We start from the raw sequence: 17,525 nt of genomic DNA, 5'->3' as shown, positions 1-17,525 counted from the left end.
CCGGCCGTCATGCTTATCAGCACCATTACCAAAAAGTGGGCGATGAAGAATGGCATCTTTCCTGGTGTGATAATTTGCCACTGAATAACAGCGCGGCAGATGTGCGCACGAATTTTTTAATTTTAAAAGTCACGGGCAAAAAAGGCAAAACCGCTACTTTTACTTGGGTTACAAATATTAAAATTAACAAAAGAAATGTAGTGTTTCTTGCCCGATGCGGCCGCGGCCGGTGGAAAATCGAAAACGAAACGTTCAACACGCTGAAAAATCAGGGCTACAATTTTGAGCACAACTATGGGCATGGGAAAAAACATCTATCAAATTTGCTAGCGACTTTGATGATGCTCGTTTTCCTCATTGACCAAATCCAGCAATTGGCCAGCAAGGTTTTCAAAAAGGTATTGTCTGCGGTAAAAACTAAAACCCGTCTTTGGGATGAATTCAGGGCTGTTTTCCGTTTTCTGGGGCTCAACTCATTTAAACACCTGCTCATGGCTTTAGCTTCAAATCATTCAGCTTCAGGGCCTTAGATGCCAAAGCGGGAATCGCTGCCTCCTTACAGGGCGGAGCTCTCAACCCTTATTAAACAAACCTTTACAAATAACAATAATATAAATCTGATAAATACCGGGTATGCGGTATGGAATAAATTGCAGTAAATCCTATATTTGTAACAACGAAAGTAGGCACCGTACTTAACTTAGTGTGTGTATAAGGAACCTCTTTCAAATTTTATTATCCCTTAAACTACATAATCCCATGAAAAAGCAGGTATGTCCTGGTTTTAACACGTTGCGTGTTCCACCCACTCTCCTTTCCGCTAATTTTCCAGTAAGGTTTTCTGAGTACTAAATTTCAGTTGATTCCGAATCAACCCTGAAAATCGTTTAGCCATACGCATGGCTGAGTAGCAGAAAGTGTACGACATGCAAGTAGCAATCCCAAAACTTAAAAAAATACTGCTCTATTTTTGGTTGTTGCCAATTGGGCTATGTGCCCAGAATGATGAGGCGGCATCCATCTCCCCCCAACCGCTTGTCTTTACAGGCACACACGGTACTGTGTTCTGTCAGGATTCCTGGCAGGTACCACCACCGGTTCTATCCTCTTCCTCATCTGAAACAATTTTCTACACTTTCGAAGACCAGTACTTCAACCTGAGCTGTCAAAGCCAGGGCTGGCAAGGCTATTTAGCATGGTCCAACTGGCGCCATGCCACAAGATATGGTGACGGTGGGGTAGATGTCACCGGAGCTCCCAATTCAGTATTAGTTGAAGGGGCTAATAGTGCTTCAATTATTCTGGCTCCCGGAAGCCAGGCAGCTTACGAGCTCGCCATTCCGGCTGACGGATTCGTCAGATTTGATTGGAGTTACGTTGGGGGCTCCTCTTTTTCGAACTACACTTTTAAAGTGTTCATCAATAATGAAGCTGTGCAGGACACTGGTCCTGAGCAGCCTTCCAACACATTTCATTCTTCTTTTCTCAGCACAGGAGATACGCTGAGACTCGTTGCGGAAGCCCGGGAAAGGGGCTTTGAAATCAGGCTCTCCAACTTTGAGTTTTTTAGCAATGCATTGGGCGTAGTGGAGCGTTTGTGGGTGGCTACAGACCCTGAAGCACCCATCAGTACTTTCCGCCAACTGATCAGTATCGAAAAACCGGGGATGGAGAATATCATCTTTCCCGAATCATTTGATGGGTTTGAGGCGCCAATACTGGGCAACCCGGCAACTTCAGATCCTGCGTATACCGGTTTCCCTGTAGTAGATACGGACGGGGACCCGTCCACTACACACGACCAAATAAGCCTGGGCGAAGTATCCTGCAGCTTTATGGCCACCTGGGAGGATGAAACACTATATGAAAACGGCTTTTGCATCATCTATCGCAAGTGGAGCGTGCGGGACCTTTGCGGGCAGAATGCACACCATGCTATCCAAACACTCAAAGTGGCCGGAGGCTGCCCCAACTGGGGAGTACCTATCCCAAAACCGTATCAGACAGAGGGCGTACCCCAGCCAGATTTTGACAATATTACGCCCGACGCCCACACCCTGACAAAAATCATGCATCCGGTAACAGACTGGCTGCGCGCCCCCCTGAATGCCCTGTATCCTTAGGATCTGTAAGCAGGCGGCGAAGCTTCCTGCTTGTAGGTTTGTAAAGGGTTTCTTATTACAGGACACTTTGATGGCAGAGAGCAACGGCTCTCTGCTTTTTTTATTTTAATTTGGCAGGGAGTAAAAACGCCACTTATGAAAAACCTACTTGAAGAATTTCCTGCTGTAGACAAGGCCACCTGGGTTGCCAAAGTGGAAAAAGACCTGAAAGGCAAACCGCTGGAAGATTTATTTTGGCACCTGGGCGAAGACATCACAGTTGCCCCATTCTATCACCCGGAAGACATTGATCATCAAACAACTGCCCCCCTACTCGCTGGCCGGCGGGGCAATGACTGGGAAATCGGTGAGTACATCAACGTTTACAAAGATGCAAAACAGGCGAATACAGCCCTGCTCGAAGGACTGAAAGGGGGCGTACAGGCTCCACTCTTTCGGCTGTTCCAGCCTTTAGACCGTACCCGCCTCCACCAGCTTCTTGATGGTGTGGCACCGGAAATGGTGACGCTGAACTTCAGCGAGCACTATTCTGACAAGCAGCCTGCCCGGTTAATGGAGCTCTTACAGAGCTGGTATCAGGAGAAAGGCGTTACTGGTGCACAGGCCAATTTTACCATTGACTTTGACCCCATTCTTGATTTTGCTGAGCCTCCTGTTGATACACTGTCCGCGTTCATTCAATCCTGTGCTGACCAATGGCCCAACGTACGCCCACTACAGGTCAATGCCAAAACCTTCCACAGCGGCCCCGAACAGGTCGTCGAGGAATTGGCTCTTACCATGGCTAAAGGTGCAGAGTACCTGGCCCGGCTAACCGAAACGGGACTGAATGCAGAAATTATCAACCAGCATTTGCAGTTTGGTATCGCTGTCAGCAAAAGTTACTTTGTGGAAATCGCGAAATTCAGAGCACTGCGCCTGCTTTGGAGCAACATATTGAAGGGCTATGGCGTGAAAGGGAAACAGCCTTTTGTGGTGGCCCACTTCGCTCAGGAATCACAGGACGAGAACCCGAATTCCAATATGATCCGCGCCAGTACGCAGGCGATGTCTGCCGTTATCGGGGGCGTGGACCGGTTGTATGTTTTGCCTTCTAACCGGGCACAAAAGGAGCCTGATACGCCCTTTAGCCGGCGGGTAGCTCGTAACCTGCAGCACCTCCTTAAAATGGAAAGCCACCTCGACCGGGTTATTGACCCCGGAGCGGGCAGCTATTATATCGAAAAACTTACCCGGGAAATTGCCGACCGGGCCTGGGCAAAGTTTCAGCAACTGGATCAGGAGCGCGCATTCGACTAAACACCAGGCCCGCAATACGAAGAGCGCCATCCGGACTGTTACCAGATGGCACTCTTTTTATCTAACCCATTTCAGGGAAAAATTTAGGGCAGCAGTACAGTATCAATAACGTGTACCACACCATTGGCTCCCTGAATATCGGCCAGCTCAACGGTTGCGGTGCTGCTGCCGCCTACGATCTGAGGAGCATCCGGGTTAGAAAGATCCACCTCAAGTGTTGCGCCTTCCGCCAGCGTGCTTACCATCATTCCGTCAGAAAGATCTGAAGAGCGTGCATTGACGCCGCTGCTGACATGGTAAGAAAGTACCGCCTCAAGCGTACCTACGGGGATATCGTTAAGCGTATTCCAGTCATCATTGCTGTCGAGCAGCGCCTGAAATGCCGCATTACTTGGTGCAAATACGGTGAATGGACCGTCACCACTCAATGCGCCTACAAAATCGGTGCTAAGGTCTGAACGGGTGAGTGCCGCCACCAATGAAGACAGCGCTGGGTTAGATGTTGCGAAGTCAACCACAGTAGGTGGCAAAATGACTGCATCGACACCGTGAATCACGCCATTGTCCACATCCACGTCTGGCACGACTACCTCGGGACCGCCATTCAGGACAACACCGTTATCGAGGTTGACATACAGGCTGGTGGTTGCATCACCAAAGCCAGTGGCGCTGAGGGTGGAATAATATCCTGCCATCAGATCAGAAGAAGTTACTTCTCCTCCGAGCACGTGGTTGGTCAGTACTGCTGTCAGGGTTGCTTCCGGGATATCGTCGAGGGTATTCCAGTCCGCGTTGCTGTCGAGCAATGCCTGGAAAGCAGCGTTGTCTGGTGCAAATACGGTGAATGGACCAGTGCCTGACAGTACCCCGTCAAGACCAGCTGCAACTACCGCTTCTGCCAGGATGGTGTAATCGTCGCTATCTTGCGCGAAGGAAACGATTGTTGTGGGCTCCGGCATCGGATCCGTATCATCGTCATCGTCACAAGCTGTAAATGTTAGTGCAGAAATGGCGAAAATGGCTAATAGCCAAAGATTCAATTTTTTCATGTTTGCTTTTTTAATTGATTGGAGAATTATCATCATTTCGGGTTCTTCAACGGGTACGCTTGGCAGAAGTTCACAATCAATTAACATCCCCTTCTAAGAACTGAGCAAAATGCCAATTCCTTTACAAAACCGCCGAAAAGCCTGTCTTAATACAACATTTGACGGACTTGCTCAGCCAGGGCATCATGTTGAACTGCAGTGGGAGGGGATGCAAAAGCATCACCGGAGAGTAGTTGTGCGACTTGTTTTTCGGCAAATGCCGCGACTGGTTCCCGGTAGGCAGCATCCTGAGCAGAAACGAGAACGATTAGCTTAAGGCCGGGGTATCCACTGAGTTTTGTGCCCAGCGTATTTAAGTGTTTTTGAAAGGCCCCTGGAGGTGCGTTTAGCGCTTCATCTTCCTGTCCAACTTCCAAGATCAGGCCTTCGGGTTTACGGTCCAAAAGTTGAGGGAGGCGCTGCAGCAGCCCCGGGAGTGGCTCACCGGTAATACCCGCATTAACCACGGCAGCTCCCAGCTGATCTGCAAAACCGGCTCCAAGGTCTGCCCCCTCCCCTGCCGTCCACCGCCCGCCACAGGCGATCCAGCCTTGGTGTGGCTTTGGTGGTATGATTTCAGTTTCTATCGGATTAGCTGTTACAGGGGGTTGTGGCTGTTGCCGGGTCTGCCTTTGATCTTCAGGCGCTTCCACCACCGGATCACAACTCCACAGCAACAAAGTCAACCAAATCAGGATATTACGCTTCATGGTCGGCTTTTTCAGATAGGGGCTTCAAAAAATTGATATTGCGCTTGAGCCCTTCGTACTTCGTCCGCTTTACCGCTGATTTACGGAAAAGCTCGCGGAAAACCTCTTCCGTCAGTTCTTCCCAATCACGGGCGGAAAGGTCCAGCAAATCAGGATGGGGCTCGAATTCGGGTTCCTGATGGGGCTTGCTGAAGCGGTTCCAGGGACAGACCTCCTGACAGATGTCGCAACCGAACATCCAGTTCTCAAAGTGGTCCCGGTAAGCTTCCGGTATGGCGCCTTTCAGTTCAATGGTGAAGTAAGAAATGCATTTGCTGCCGTCCACCACATATCCCCCGGGGCTGATCGCATCGGTAGGGCAGGCATCAATACAGCGGGTACAGGTACCACAATAATCTTTTATGGGGTGGTCATAAACCAGGTCTAAATCAATGATCAGTTCGGCCAGAAAGAAGTAGGAGCCGGCCTTAGGGTGGATCAGCAGGGTATTTTTGCCTACCCAGCCTATGCCGGTACGCTTAGCCCAGTCGCGCTCCAGCACGGGGGCGGAATCGACAAAAACCCGGCCGTTCACCGCTCCAATTTCGGCCTGAATGTACTTCATCAGGTCTTTGAGCTTATGCTTGAGGACGAAGTGATAGTCTTTGCCGTAAGCATACTTCGAAATCTTCGGGGCATCCGGGTCTTTGGGGCGGCGGTCAGTGTAGTGGTTGTACATGAGCGTAACCACTGTTTTGGCACCCGGCACGAGTTTCCGGGGGTCCACCCGCTTTTCAAAGTGGTTTTCCAGATAGCCCATTTCACCGTGCATGCCCTTGTTCAGCCAGGCCTCCAGCCGGCGCGCTTCCTCATCCAGACGGGTGGCTTTGGCAAACCCCACAAAGGCAAAGCCCAGGCGCTGTGCCTCTTCCCGGATCATCTGCGTATGCAAGGTTTTATTGCTCATAAGGGCAAAGGTAATGTACGATAGTCTAAATTACCGCCCGCCCACCTCAAAGTCGAGGTATTCTTCTTCCTGCGGATCGTAGGTGTCGTGGTCAAATTCAGGGATGTCCTTCCAGTTTTCGGGCTCTTCGATCAGTTCAACGATGCCAAACTCCTGCTCCAGCGCACGCTGAATCTCCCGTTTGCGGAATTCACTCCGCTCAAAGTCTTCCCTGACCCGCTGCTTGGCTGCCGTAATGTTGTAGTCGTCCAGCGTCCCGAGCATAGCGTAGTACAAGTTGAAAAAGCCCGACTGCCGTGCCGGCTTGGGCTTAAGGCTAGGGTCATGCTTTCGGAACCGGTCGGCTAGTACCTGTCCTGCATTCACCTTGAGGTAGTAGCCAATTTCGTTATCAAAGGAGTGCTCTCCGCTAATGGTAAGGTTGAGCGCATTGCTCCGGATGAACATCACAGGCAGGTAGAGCCGGCGGTTCCTGATCTCCAGGAAGTTCTGCATGTCCACAAAATTGATTTCCCGGAGGTCCCGGATATGAACGAAGTCGGAAAAATCCTGCAGCATTTCCAAGCCTTGCAGGGTACCATCGGAAATGCCAATGCCGGCTAATACACGTAGCCGGTCCATGAGGAAGTTGCCCTGTTCATCCCAGTAGGCATAAATGGCGACTTTGGTGTCCAGCTGCCCCTTTAAATGGCGGTGGGTGAGCACTTCCTGCCCGAAATTATCCGCCTGCTCAAATAAGGTGCTGACTTCCAGGTTTTGGCAGGCCATACGCGCCTCCAGGACCGGGGCAGCCTCAAAATTGACTTCCCCGTCCAGGCTTATTTGCCCGCCAAAGGCTTTAATCTCGCCCAGTACATTCATGGTATTGGCGCGGAAAGCCAGCTTGCCCTGAAAGTCTTCTCCTTCAATTTTTTGATAATTCAGTGCCTCAATATTGGCATCAAAGGTACCGTTTAGGAACCCCAGGAATAACGCCTGAGGCTCCTGTTCTTCCGGTGCTAAGTCCTCTTGAGTGGCTGGAGCATCAGCTTCCGCCTCTGCCGAAAATGTGAGGGCTCCCATCAGGCGGTCAATATCAAGGCTGCGGCCCGACAAACGCGCGTCAAACTCCAGTTGTGCCCGGCTGGAGTTTAGCGAATCCGCAAAAAGCACCGGAAGCAGATTGAATGCGGTACCATCAAAGGTGATGTCGCTTCCGGCTCCCTCCAGGCGCAGCCCTTCGATGCTCAGGCGGTTGCCTTCCAGCTGTAGGCGGCCCCGGTCCAGTAGCAGTGCTTCTTCTCCGATGACCAGTCCGGCATCATCAAATTCCAGCATGCCTTCAGCCGATACACGCCCGATGCGGCTCGGGTTGATCATATCTTTATAGCGACCTTCGATACGTACGTCTTGGAATTCAACCTCTCCGGAGCCTTCGGTGATTGCCGGTTTGCCCAGCAAGCCGTAGGCTGACTCAAGCGGCAGGACGCCGTTCAGGAAAAACCGGATATCAGGTTCTTCAAAATTGCTGACCTGCGCAGTCATTTCAATCAGCTCCCGGTTGAAGTACCCCTTAAACTGGTCCAGACGAAAAATGGAAGACTTTGCATTCCGATACTTCCCATTCGTAAATACCGCCTGCAAACTTACGTCTTTCAAGGGCTGCTCCAGCAGGTCACTGCTCAACCGGCCATCCTCAAGGCTGAACTCCACCCGTACCTCCGGTTGCTGTTGCTTGTTGTACTGCCCTTTTACAATCGCATCAAAGGCAAACCGCCCCTTGCTGCTAAAGCCTTGCAGCTGACTGGCGTAGGTAGCAGGCAACAGGGCCAGGACACCGGCCAGGTTGCCATCCTCTGCTGTGGCGTAGAGGTCGAAATAGGTCCCCGTTTCCCAATTTTCCACCGTGCCATCCACTTTAAAGGCATTGCCTTCCACCTCCAGCGCGCCCCGCTGCAGGGCGTAAGTGCCCGCTTCCAGGTCTACAGCCAGCTCCACGTCATAGGAAACAGCCTTACCGGGGAGATAACGGATGCCATCGAGGTCTGCAAATTCAAATTGAATCTGCGCCTCGCTTTCCAGTTCAAAAGCGGTATTGGAGAATGCCCCGGAAAACAAAGCAGATTGAACAACTCCTTCGATCTGTTGCCTCTGGCTTTGGTCGGTATAGGATATCGCAACCTGCCTCAGCTCGGCCGAGGTCAGGTCGATATTGGTAGCCTCTGAGCTGGCTTCTTCCTCTCCGGGTTTGAGAATATCGTAGTTGCCCCTACCCTGCTTATCGATCAGGATGCGCAGTTGCCCCTTATCAACCACTACTGAGCCGATCTCCAGGCTGGATTTGAAGAGACTGAGCAGCCCAAACCGGAAACCGATCGTCTCCGCTTCCAGCAATGGAGCCCCTGCAGTATCTTCCAACCGGACACCTTTTAGATTAGCCGAAAGGCTGGGGAAGCTTCGGAACAGCGTAATGTCGAAGCCCTGAACAGTAAGCTCAGCGGTAAGTTGGTTGTTGATGGTTTGGGTAAGCGCCCGCCCGATGCGGTCCTCAAACAGGTTCGCAATGACCGCCACGGCTCCAATGAGCAGCAGAACGGTAACGGATAGGATGATCAACAGGCGTTTTAAAATTTTTTTCATGGCAGCAGCAGGTTTTCAAAGCCCTGAAAATAAGCGTTTTCCGGCTAAAAAAGAGAAACGTTTACCGATTGCCGATTATTTTTATTTATTTTTTTTCTTGAAAAAGCTTGCGCCGTATCATTTTCGCCTCTATATTTGCACTCGCAATTAACGCACAGCGGAGCAAAAGCGCTCCGAAAACAAAAAAGGGCGGTTAGCTCAGTTGGTTCAGAGCACCTCGTTTACACCGAGGGGGTCGGGAGTTCGAGTCTCTCACCGCCCACAAAAGGGAGTACATGCAAATGTGCTCCCTTTCTTTTTTCCCTGCACTCAGGTCAAAAAAAGAGCCTTCCGGTGCAAAACGATGGAAGACTCATCAGTGCGGATTGTTCATAGGAACTGAATCACCGCTATTCGAAACATAACACGTTCTTTAACGAGGCATAAGGACCTGATTGATCTTCATTCGGGCCCGCAATGCCATAACAGATTGCTGCAGCTTCGTATCATCCTGCACTATATCCGCGACAGGAACCTGATGCAAGATAAAATGCTTTTCTATGGCTCGCTCGAGGCGGGACAATTGGTGCTGATGATGATCAGCAGCTAATTCCAGGTCAAGCTTTAAAGCGCTGATATCAGAGGCTTTACGTTCCGGTTCAACCGACTCCGCATACTCCACAATCGTATCAATAAGCACATTGAAAATCCAGGGGAGGGCCCGGTCTTTCGCAACATCAATCGTTTGAGCCTGAGCCCAGGCATTGACATAGGTCTTAACCAATAACGCTTCTATCACCTCATCGGTCTTACCGACTCGCCGTACAGTGCCATAGACAATTGGGCTGTAGGCTTCGTATAGCCACTCGAGCGCTCTTTTTTCCTTCTTTTTCAGCAAATTCATCATGCTTCGCTCATCCATTTGGCTTGTTGTTTTTATTGTTTACGGATCATACCGCTACCGTAGTGTTTGTTTCAGGCTATTTAGACTGCAAAGACCGGACCAAAGCATAAATTACTGACTTACAATACTTTAACTTTAATCCAGCGTTACTAAAATCACTACATAAGACAACTTTTATCTTATTTAATAAAAAATAAATCAAATTTGTATTTGCCTTGGATTTGATTATATTTAGACTGATTTACATCACGAAAGGCGTGAATCAAATAAAGCCCCCAGTCCTTACGCCCTCACGGCTTCAGGATGGTAACGTATGAAAGAACATTAAATACACCTACGTTCTAGGATTGCCAACATGAAGGAGAAACCAGCTTTAGATGCTGTGGATTTTGCTGCATTGTTCCAGCTCATTATGGCCAGGGGCAATGATGCCGTCATGTTATTTGACAAGAAGGGCCATATCCGGTATGCTAATGCTGTAGCGAGAAAAAGGCTGGGGTATTTGCAAGAAGGGCTCACGCAACTCCAGATTTTTGACCTGGAAGAAGAACTGAACATGGTCCGGTACCTGCAACGCTGGGATGCTGCAGGCGCCAGAAAAAGCAAATCCTGGCTCGTAGAATGGCGGCTCAAGTCTGGTGAAACTAAGTTTTTCCGAATACAGGGCTCGGTTTTAAAAAATACCTCCCCACCTTTACTATGCTGTTTCATACCTCCGGCAGGCTCTATTCAGAGCCTTAAAACACCGACCTACAGGCACCTCAGGCACTATCAAATTGCTATTTGGGAATGGAATATCATTAACGGGGACTTTCAGATGACAGATAACTTTCCTGATATCCTGCAACTGGATGCCGATCAACTCCCTCCGCCCCGCCAATTGAATATTGTATCTGCTCTAAAGGACCGGCTGCCTTCAAATCAATTTGCCACCCTCATCCAAAAAATCAAAGCTGCCCAGAAAAACCGGTCTCCTTTTGAGCTACAGCTGCAGTTACGCCATGACGAACAGCGGCCGGGGTATGAAATCAATATCTATGGCTACCCGGTGGAAGAAGACAACATAGTCGGAAAGCTGCAGGGCAGTATCTCAATAGGGCAGAGCTCCTCAGCGGAAAGGCACCTGGCAGGGGCAGTCCTGGATCGTTCCGAGGCTATGGTATGCTGGATCAACCCCGACTGCACCCTGCGATATGTCAACCGGGCCATGGCCAACCGGCTTGGCTATGAAGCTTCGGAAATGACCGGCAGGCTGGAAATTACCGATATCGATGCAGAAAACACCATTGAGCAATGGCATGAGATATGGGCTGAGGCCTCGGCAGGGGAAACCATGAAAATGGAAAGTACCCTGAGGACCAGAAACGACCGGGTTTTTCCTGCTGAGTTCCATCTTGACTTTTTGGACATCAACGGCACTAAGCTTATCAGCCTCAGTGCTCATGATATCACAGAGCGCCGCCAACAGGAAGCCGAATTGAGGAAAGCGTTGCTTGAAGTACAAACGCTTTCTGACCGACTGGAGGAAGAGAACATTTATCTAAAGGAAGAAATCTCTGAGGGCAATAAATTCGAGAACATCCTGACTCAAAGTGACAATTACCGAAAGGTACTCCAACAGGTAGAGCAGGTCGCGCCAACTGAAGCTACGGTGCTGATCGAGGGAGAAACCGGGACGGGCAAAGAGCTGTTGGCCCGGGCTATTCACAGCCTCAGCAAGCGCAGTGAGCGCTCTCTGGTGAGGGTCAATTGCGCTGCGCTCCCTGAAGAACTGATCCTCTCTGAACTGTTCGGCCATGAGAAGGGGGCTTTCACAGGAGCAACGGCTACAAAAACCGGCCGCTTCGAGCTGGCGGACAAAGGCACTATTTTCCTGGATGAAATCGGAGAAATCTCTTTGAAGATACAATCCCAACTCCTTCGGATACTTCAGGAGGGTGAATTTGAACGCGTAGGCGGGGTGGAGACCCTAAAGGTAGACGTCCGGATTATTGCGGCCACCAACCGTGACCTGAGAAAGATGGTCTCCGGGAAACAATTCCGGGAAGATTTGTATTACCGTCTGAGCGTATTCCCACTGCAAAATCCTCCGCTGCGGGACCGCCCGGAAGACATCCCTTTGCTGGTCCGGCATTTTATGAAACAGTTTGCCCGGAAAAATGGCAAACCGATTGATAACATCCGTGCCAAAGACCTCAAGCGCCTGCAGCAGTACGATTTCCCCGGTAATATACGGGAGCTCATGAATATTGTGGAGCAGGCAGTGGTCCTTTCCAATAACAAGACCCTTGACCTTTCCTACTGGCGCCCGGTACGCTCCAAACAATCGGCAGCCCACTCCGAAATCGGAGATGAATTCCCTACATTAGAAGAAATACAGCGTCAACATATCATCAATGCTCTTGAAAAAACCCACTGGCGGGTGACTGGCCCACAGGGCGCTGCCAAACTACTGGGCATGAAAGGGCAAACCCTGTTTTCAAAAATGAAAAAGCTGGGCATTGAACGGGAGTAGCTTTATTGCCTTCGCCTAATCTATATCTTCAATCAGAGCTGCATATTTAATATACCCTTCCAGTATAATCGGCACGATTATCAGAGAAGCGTCTCCTTTGGAACCACCCTGGTAATCATAGCTGAACTGCAACCGCTCGAAGGGCTTGCCATCAAAGACATTTTCCAGCATTTTTTTAACTTCGTCCCGAATATCTTCCGGCAAATAGGAATAAATAGGCTGCCCGATTAAGTCATCTGACTTTTTGCCGGTAAACCGTACCCGGTTAACAAAATGGACCTTCCCTTTTTTGTCGATAATCGCGATCTGCTGGTCTGATTGGCTAACGAACTGCCTGAAAATCCGCTCGGCTTTTTGTGTTTGATTGCGCGATATCGCGAGTTCGTTGATATTCACAAAAGTTAGCACTAATCCATCGATATAATCCTCCTCGGTACGGTAAGGAAGGACCCGCAGCAAATAATGATCGCCTTCCTTGTCTACAATCTCTTTTTCAAAAGGAGAAAGGGTGCTGAATACCTCCTGACAGACCTCTTCGATATCCAGCCCTTTAAAAGTAGTGGCAAAATTGGTAATCGAACGGCCAACATCAGAGTCTATGAGATTAAACTGCCGCCGGACAGCAGGTGTGAAGCGCCGGATCTTGAGTCCCTTGTCCAGAAAAATAGTGCCAATATCCGTGCTCTTGAGCAAATTGGAAATATCGTTATTAGCGGTTGTAAGCTCTTCATTTTTCATTTGGAGTTCGCTGTTCACGGTATAGAGCTCCTCGTTTACCGATTGCAGCTCCTCGTTGGTACTTTGCAGCTCCTCATTGGAGGCCATGAGCTCGCGGTTGGACGTTTGCAGTTCTTCATTAGTCGCTTCCAGCTCATTGACCAGTTCCTGAGAGCGGCGCTTGGAGGCTTTCAGTTGTTTTTGCAGCGTAGTGACTTTGCCTTCCGTCATATTCTTAGGAGCAGGCTCGTCTTCTTCTTTGGACTCTTCGGGCAGATAAACCTCGATGAGGATGACTTTCGGAGTGGACTCGTTTTCTCCTTTTTCGTACAATTCGGGCAGATGGGGTAAATCAAAGCGGACTTCTGCGATAAATTCCCGGTCGCGTTTCCTGAGTACAACATGCTCAAACGATATAGGACCACCCTCTGACAACACTTGCTGTATGCCCGCTTTAAAAGTAAGCAAATCCTCTTTGCTGAGCATTTTGCTAAGGTTTAACCGGGCTAAAGCCCTGGGCATGTTCAAAATCTGCTCAGCTTCACCGTTGAGGTAAAGAATATCCAACTCTTCAGTCACAAAAAAGGCAATCGGCGCGAAACGTTCAACCAGAAACCGGGTGAACGGGTCAGTATCCGTAAAAGACGGATGGAGGTCTGATTGGAAGCTACTCATATTCTGCTTTGATTTTTCAGTGTTTGCAGGCTTTATATGCATTGAAAACGAGGACTGAAGCTTTGGAGACTTATCAGCGCGCTTCGTAAAGATATTCCAGCTACGGGTGTATTTTTCAAAGGCATATTTCAGACTGCCGAGGGATTCACTTGGCCCAAGGAACAAAAATGCTCCCGGCTTGAGCGCAAAGTGCAATGTGGAAAGCGCTTTTTGCTGAACCTCCGGCCGCAGGTAGATGAGCAGGTTGCGGCAGGTAATAAGGTCCATATTTATAAAGGGCGGGTCGCCCAATAGATTTTGAACAGCAAACATAATCCGTTTACGCAGAGAAGGCCTGACCTGCATGTAATCACCTTCACGGATAAAATATTTGGATTGATACGGTTCAGGCACATCAGCGACCATATTCAGGGAGTAAGTGCCTTTAAGGGCAAATTGTATCGCGTGCTCATCAATATCAGAAGCAAAGACCTTATAATCTACGTTTTTCCTATCGTGCTCCTGCAAATAATCTTCGATTAGCATAGCGAGGGTATAGGCTTCTTCGCCGGTAGAACAGGCCGTTACCCAAAATCTGTATGGCGCGCCTTCTGCCTTCGGCTGGGAAAATATTTCGGGCAGGACTTCCTTCCTGATGGCATCGTAGGCCTCGGGGTCTCTAAAGAAATTGGTCACACCAATAAGGAAGTTACTAAACAGAGCGGCCACCTCCGTTGCATCCTGCTGAATGATTTCCCAGTAAGCCTGAATATCATTGCACTTTCGGATAAGAATGCGGTTTTCCAGCCGCCGGCTCAGTGTAGGCTCCCGGTATTCGCTAAAATCCACATGGGTTCGCTTAGAAACGAGTTGTACGATTTTATCAAAATAGGTCTCCTTCTGTTTTTTATCCTGAAAACCAACTTCTCTTGTTTTAAAATCCCGATGGGTAAGGATATATTCTATATCCTGCGCCAGTTCTTCGGGCGGGCTGATGCGATCTGCAATTTTCAGGTCAATAGCCGCTCTTGGCATCCCATCAAACTTTGCGGTCTCCGGTGACTGCACCAATACAAACCCACCTTTCTCCTTTATGGTACGTAGCCCTCTTGTCCCATCTGTGCCAGTGCCGGACAAGAGCACACCAACGGCATGGCTACCGAGCGATTCTCCTAAAGAATTGAAAAACTGGTCAATAGGCAGGTTTATTTCCGACTCAGGCGGGCGGGCTTTAGTGAGCAGCCTGCCATTGGCGAACACAATGTTCTTATTCTCTGCCATCACGTAGATGTGATTAGCTTTAACAGGCTGATCCTTGTACACCATCGTGACAGGCATACTCGTATGCTTCCCCAAGAGCTCCCCAATCATAGACTTGGTATTGGGAGACAAATGCTGTAAAAAAACAAAAGCGGCTCCGCTTCCATTGGACAATTTGGATACAAGCCTTGTTATGGCTTCCAGTCCGCCCGCGGATGCGCCGATACCAATTACTTTCATAGTCCCTTTTTCTGTTATCCAGGCCAGCGCGCGGGCTATATATGTTCTTGTAAACCAATAAGGCAGCTCGGGTACTTCTCCTTGCAGAGGAGGAATACCCTGCGTTTCCGGCAGACTTGGCTGTTGAATATATCAGAGCCAGTCCACGGGCATTCAGCAAACAAGAGCGTTTGATGGGAAGATAGGAAAATAAAATGAAGATACCTCAATGTGAGGGTTCATTTTCAAGAACAGAAGTCCGCCCGACAGGAATTTTTTCAGTGCCAGGCTACCAAATCCGAGGTCTGACAGGGCTTTGGTCCAATAGCTCAAATATATTTCTCAGCCCAATTAATAATCTTTCCAGTACTTCAGTGTGATTGAGATGACCTGTTCTGCCTGATTAAGCGGTACCGCCGCATCATTGAACGTTGGGGCCCGCCATTTCACGATTGGATTATTGGAAAAAGCATAAGGCTCAGTAGGGATACCCAGGGCGTTTTTATCCAGCTGATCATTGCCGTTCATATCCTGAAAGACCGCCACAGCGTAGGTATTATGGGGCAGGGCTTCCAACTGCCCGCTGACTTCTGCTTTGCCCCGGGGCGACAGAACCACACTGGATAAAGCAGATTCGTCCTGTAAGAAAGTGGCCTCCCGGTGTATGGCAATGTGAATATTCCCTCCGTTTGCAGCCACCCCCAATACGTTGACCTTCAGCCTTGCCGTAGCTGCCGGCCAATCCTGGCTTTGCCCCTCCGTAAATGTCAACAGCAATAAACAAAATCCAAGTACCCCATTCATTGGCTTAAATTTTACAGTAGCTAAACATGGCATTCACAACCTCCCGGACAACACTTTGTTACAACTCTGAAATTCAACATTCATTATGGGAAGCGTCAAAAAAATTTATCAAAAGTACGAATTAACAGATCGGAATATTGACCGGATCATAGAAATGGCCTGGGAAGACCGCACGCCCTTTGACGCCATTGAGGATCAGTTTGGCGTGAAAGAATCCGAGGTCATCCGCATCATGAAGAAGGAAATGAAGCTAAGCAGCTGGAAAATGTGGCGGAAACGGGTACAGGGCCGGGCAACCAAACACCGCAGGCTGCGGGCTAATCAGAGTACACGTTTCAAGTCCACCCGGCAGAAACACATCTCCCACAACAATATCTCTAAGCGATAGGGGGAAGTTAAGGTGCCGTTACAAATGCCAGCGCAAATACGATAACGGATACAATCAGTCCGTACATGAAGATACCGTAGCAAATGCGCAGGTATTTGTACTTCTTGGCCAGCACCACACCGAGGTAGTACAAATCGCGCGTCATAGAGCTGTATAAAAAATCGCTGTCGCGGATCATTTCCATCATGCCCCAGTGAAAATCGTTCAGCTCCATGTTGTAGAAATTGCCGAAAAAGAGCAGATTGGAATTCTTGTTCTCAATATTTTCCCGGGTTACCCGCCCTTCTGTCACCTTGGGGCGGGTGGAAAGGATGGCAAAGACCAAAGCTGACAAACAAACCGCGAGCAGCAATATCGTAGGCAGGATCAGACGGGGATTATCGGAAAAACGGGGTACCAGGCTAGACACCACAATCGAAATGATAATGGCATTGATCGACAACATGATATTGGCTTTATTGTCTGCGATGGAGCTCAAATTTACATGGGTACGGTAGGTAGTCCGGTACATGGTCTCCACGCCTCTTCCCAGGTTCAGTTCCTTCAACTGATCGCCATCCTTACCTTTCTTCTTTTTTTTCTTCTTCTTTTTCTTCTTGGACTGCTCTTCCTCCTGCATCACCTTCAGCGTATCCGGATTGAGGCGGAGCTTTTGCTTGTTCAGCTGCCTGATATGCTTCAGTTTTTGCTCATTGAAGAGCTCGCGGGCCACATCCGTATGATAGCTGTGCTGCATCAGGAAGTTGATCTCAAATTCCACCCACTCCGGATCCGACATTAGTATCCCTCTCGCGATGGCCATTTCCTGCCGCAGTCTGCCACAACGGTCCCAGTAGTGTGCATTGCCCAGATGGCTGAGATCTGCATCGCAGAGTATTTGCTGTAGTAAATTTTCGGGAGACTGAGGCAGCCGGGTCGCCAGTATACATCCCCTGACTTGCTCAATTTGCGCTTCCGGATAACCTTGCTCCTGTAAGAAAGCCCCTGCTAATACCGCACTCCTTGACTCATGCCCTTCCGGGGATTCGAAATAGCCCAGATCATGAAACCAGGCCGCCAGGCGAAGTACTTCGAGGTCCTCCGCCCCAAGTTCATACGCTTCACCGATCAGTTGTACTGCGTTGACAACATTCTCAAAATGCCGGTAATCGTGGAATGGTAGGTTATCCTGAAAATTTTCCTCATAAAAACGCTTTACGTATTGCTCAGCGGCAGCGACAATAGGGGTTTCCGTTTTCGTCATAGCATTATCCAGGTTGGCGATGGAGGTTTGAGGGGGCTAAAGATAGTAAACTCCGCG

The 17,525-nt window shown here is 49.4% G+C and carries 13 protein-coding genes, 1 tRNA gene and 1 pseudogene; 7 read left to right on the top strand and 8 right to left on the bottom strand.

Going from position 1 to position 17,525, the window contains the following annotated elements; translation table 11 throughout:
- The 3 genes and pseudogenes from IX84_RS33375 to IX84_RS14845 all read left to right on the top strand — a co-directional run.
- Positions 1 to 530, top strand: a pseudogene (locus tag IX84_RS33375) (transposase); the annotation flags it as partial.
- A 396-nt stretch (positions 531 to 926) separates the two neighbouring features.
- Positions 927 to 2,123: a hypothetical protein gene (locus IX84_RS14850; protein ID WP_044222353.1), complete on the top strand. Its 1,197-nt coding sequence runs from the start codon at positions 927 to 929 to the stop codon at positions 2,121 to 2,123.
- A gap of 135 nt (positions 2,124 to 2,258) precedes the next feature.
- Positions 2,259 to 3,422, top strand: a complete 1,164-nt coding sequence (locus IX84_RS14845; protein WP_044222350.1) for a methylmalonyl-CoA mutase family protein — start codon at positions 2,259 to 2,261, stop codon at positions 3,420 to 3,422.
- Between the two features lie 83 nt (positions 3,423 to 3,505).
- Here IX84_RS14845 and IX84_RS14840 read toward each other — a convergent pair whose 3' ends face one another.
- The 4 genes from IX84_RS14840 to IX84_RS14825 all read right to left on the bottom strand — a co-directional run bounded on the left by IX84_RS14840 (position 3,506) and on the right by IX84_RS14825 (position 8,785).
- Positions 3,506 to 4,471 (bottom strand): fasciclin domain-containing protein, encoded by a 966-nt coding sequence (locus IX84_RS14840; protein WP_044222347.1) that lies wholly within the window; start codon positions 4,469 to 4,471, stop codon positions 3,506 to 3,508.
- Positions 4,472 to 4,617: 146 nt separating this feature from the next.
- Positions 4,618 to 5,220: an SGNH/GDSL hydrolase family protein gene (locus tag IX84_RS31050; RefSeq protein WP_052516028.1), complete on the bottom strand. Its 603-nt coding sequence runs from the start codon at positions 5,218 to 5,220 to the stop codon at positions 4,618 to 4,620.
- Positions 5,210 to 6,166 carry a tRNA epoxyqueuosine(34) reductase QueG gene (queG, locus tag IX84_RS14830; RefSeq protein ID WP_044222343.1) on the bottom strand — a complete coding sequence of 319 codons (957 nt, stop codon included), beginning with the start codon at positions 6,164 to 6,166 and terminating at the stop codon, positions 5,210 to 5,212. Before queG ends, IX84_RS31050 begins: the two co-directional genes overlap by 11 nt.
- A gap of 30 nt (positions 6,167 to 6,196) precedes the next feature.
- Positions 6,197 to 8,785: an AsmA family protein gene (locus IX84_RS14825; protein WP_044222340.1), complete on the bottom strand. Its 2,589-nt coding sequence runs from the start codon at positions 8,783 to 8,785 to the stop codon at positions 6,197 to 6,199.
- On the opposite strand from IX84_RS14825, the gene IX84_RS33370 reads away from it, so the two are divergent.
- On the top strand, positions 8,784 to 8,936 hold the full coding sequence (locus IX84_RS33370) for a hypothetical protein (protein WP_160213792.1): 153 nt from the start codon (positions 8,784 to 8,786) through the stop codon (positions 8,934 to 8,936). The two genes, IX84_RS14825 and IX84_RS33370, sit on opposite strands and share 2 nt — an antisense overlap.
- A 36-nt stretch (positions 8,937 to 8,972) precedes the next feature.
- Positions 8,973 to 9,047: transfer RNA gene (locus IX84_RS14820), tRNA-Val, on the top strand.
- Between the two features lie 150 nt (positions 9,048 to 9,197).
- On the opposite strand, the gene IX84_RS14815 is transcribed toward IX84_RS14820, so the two are convergent.
- Positions 9,198 to 9,686, bottom strand: coding sequence for an RNA polymerase sigma factor (locus IX84_RS14815; protein WP_044222337.1), 489 nt, complete (start codon positions 9,684 to 9,686; stop codon positions 9,198 to 9,200).
- A gap of 337 nt (positions 9,687 to 10,023) precedes the next feature.
- Between IX84_RS14815 and IX84_RS31045 the strand changes: the two genes are divergently transcribed.
- Complete coding sequence (locus IX84_RS31045; RefSeq protein ID WP_052516027.1) at positions 10,024 to 12,183, top strand: sigma-54-dependent Fis family transcriptional regulator; 2,160 nt, start codon at positions 10,024 to 10,026, stop codon at positions 12,181 to 12,183.
- A gap of 15 nt (positions 12,184 to 12,198) precedes the next feature.
- Here the strand turns inward: IX84_RS31045 and IX84_RS14805 are convergent, their stop codons facing one another.
- A complete protein-coding gene (locus IX84_RS14805) occupies positions 12,199 to 15,054 on the bottom strand; it encodes a chemotaxis protein CheB (RefSeq protein ID WP_052516026.1) in 2,856 nt (951 codons plus the stop codon).
- Between the two features lie 330 nt (positions 15,055 to 15,384).
- Entirely contained in the window at positions 15,385 to 15,837 is a 453-nt protein-coding gene (locus tag IX84_RS14800; RefSeq protein WP_052516025.1) for a DUF2141 domain-containing protein, read from the bottom strand.
- An 85-nt stretch (positions 15,838 to 15,922) separates the two neighbouring features.
- Here IX84_RS14800 and IX84_RS14795 point away from each other — a divergent pair, with 85 nt between their 5' ends.
- The gene (locus tag IX84_RS14795) at positions 15,923 to 16,225 is read left to right on the top strand and encodes a TIGR03643 family protein (protein WP_044222335.1); all 303 of its coding nucleotides are present in this window, start codon (positions 15,923 to 15,925) and stop codon (positions 16,223 to 16,225) included.
- A gap of 7 nt (positions 16,226 to 16,232) precedes the next feature.
- Here IX84_RS14795 and IX84_RS14790 read toward each other — a convergent pair whose 3' ends face one another.
- A complete protein-coding gene (locus IX84_RS14790) occupies positions 16,233 to 17,468 on the bottom strand; it encodes a Pycsar system effector family protein (RefSeq protein WP_044222332.1) in 1,236 nt (411 codons plus the stop codon).
- Positions 17,469 to 17,525: the final 57 nt, after the last annotated feature.

Origin of the sequence: Phaeodactylibacter xiamenensis (assembly GCF_000759025.1) — a bacterium.
Classification (GTDB): Bacteria; Bacteroidota; Bacteroidia; order Chitinophagales; family Saprospiraceae; genus Phaeodactylibacter; species Phaeodactylibacter xiamenensis.
The sequence above is the reverse complement of the archived record's forward strand: the minus strand, read 5'-3'. Positions and strand labels throughout refer to the sequence as shown.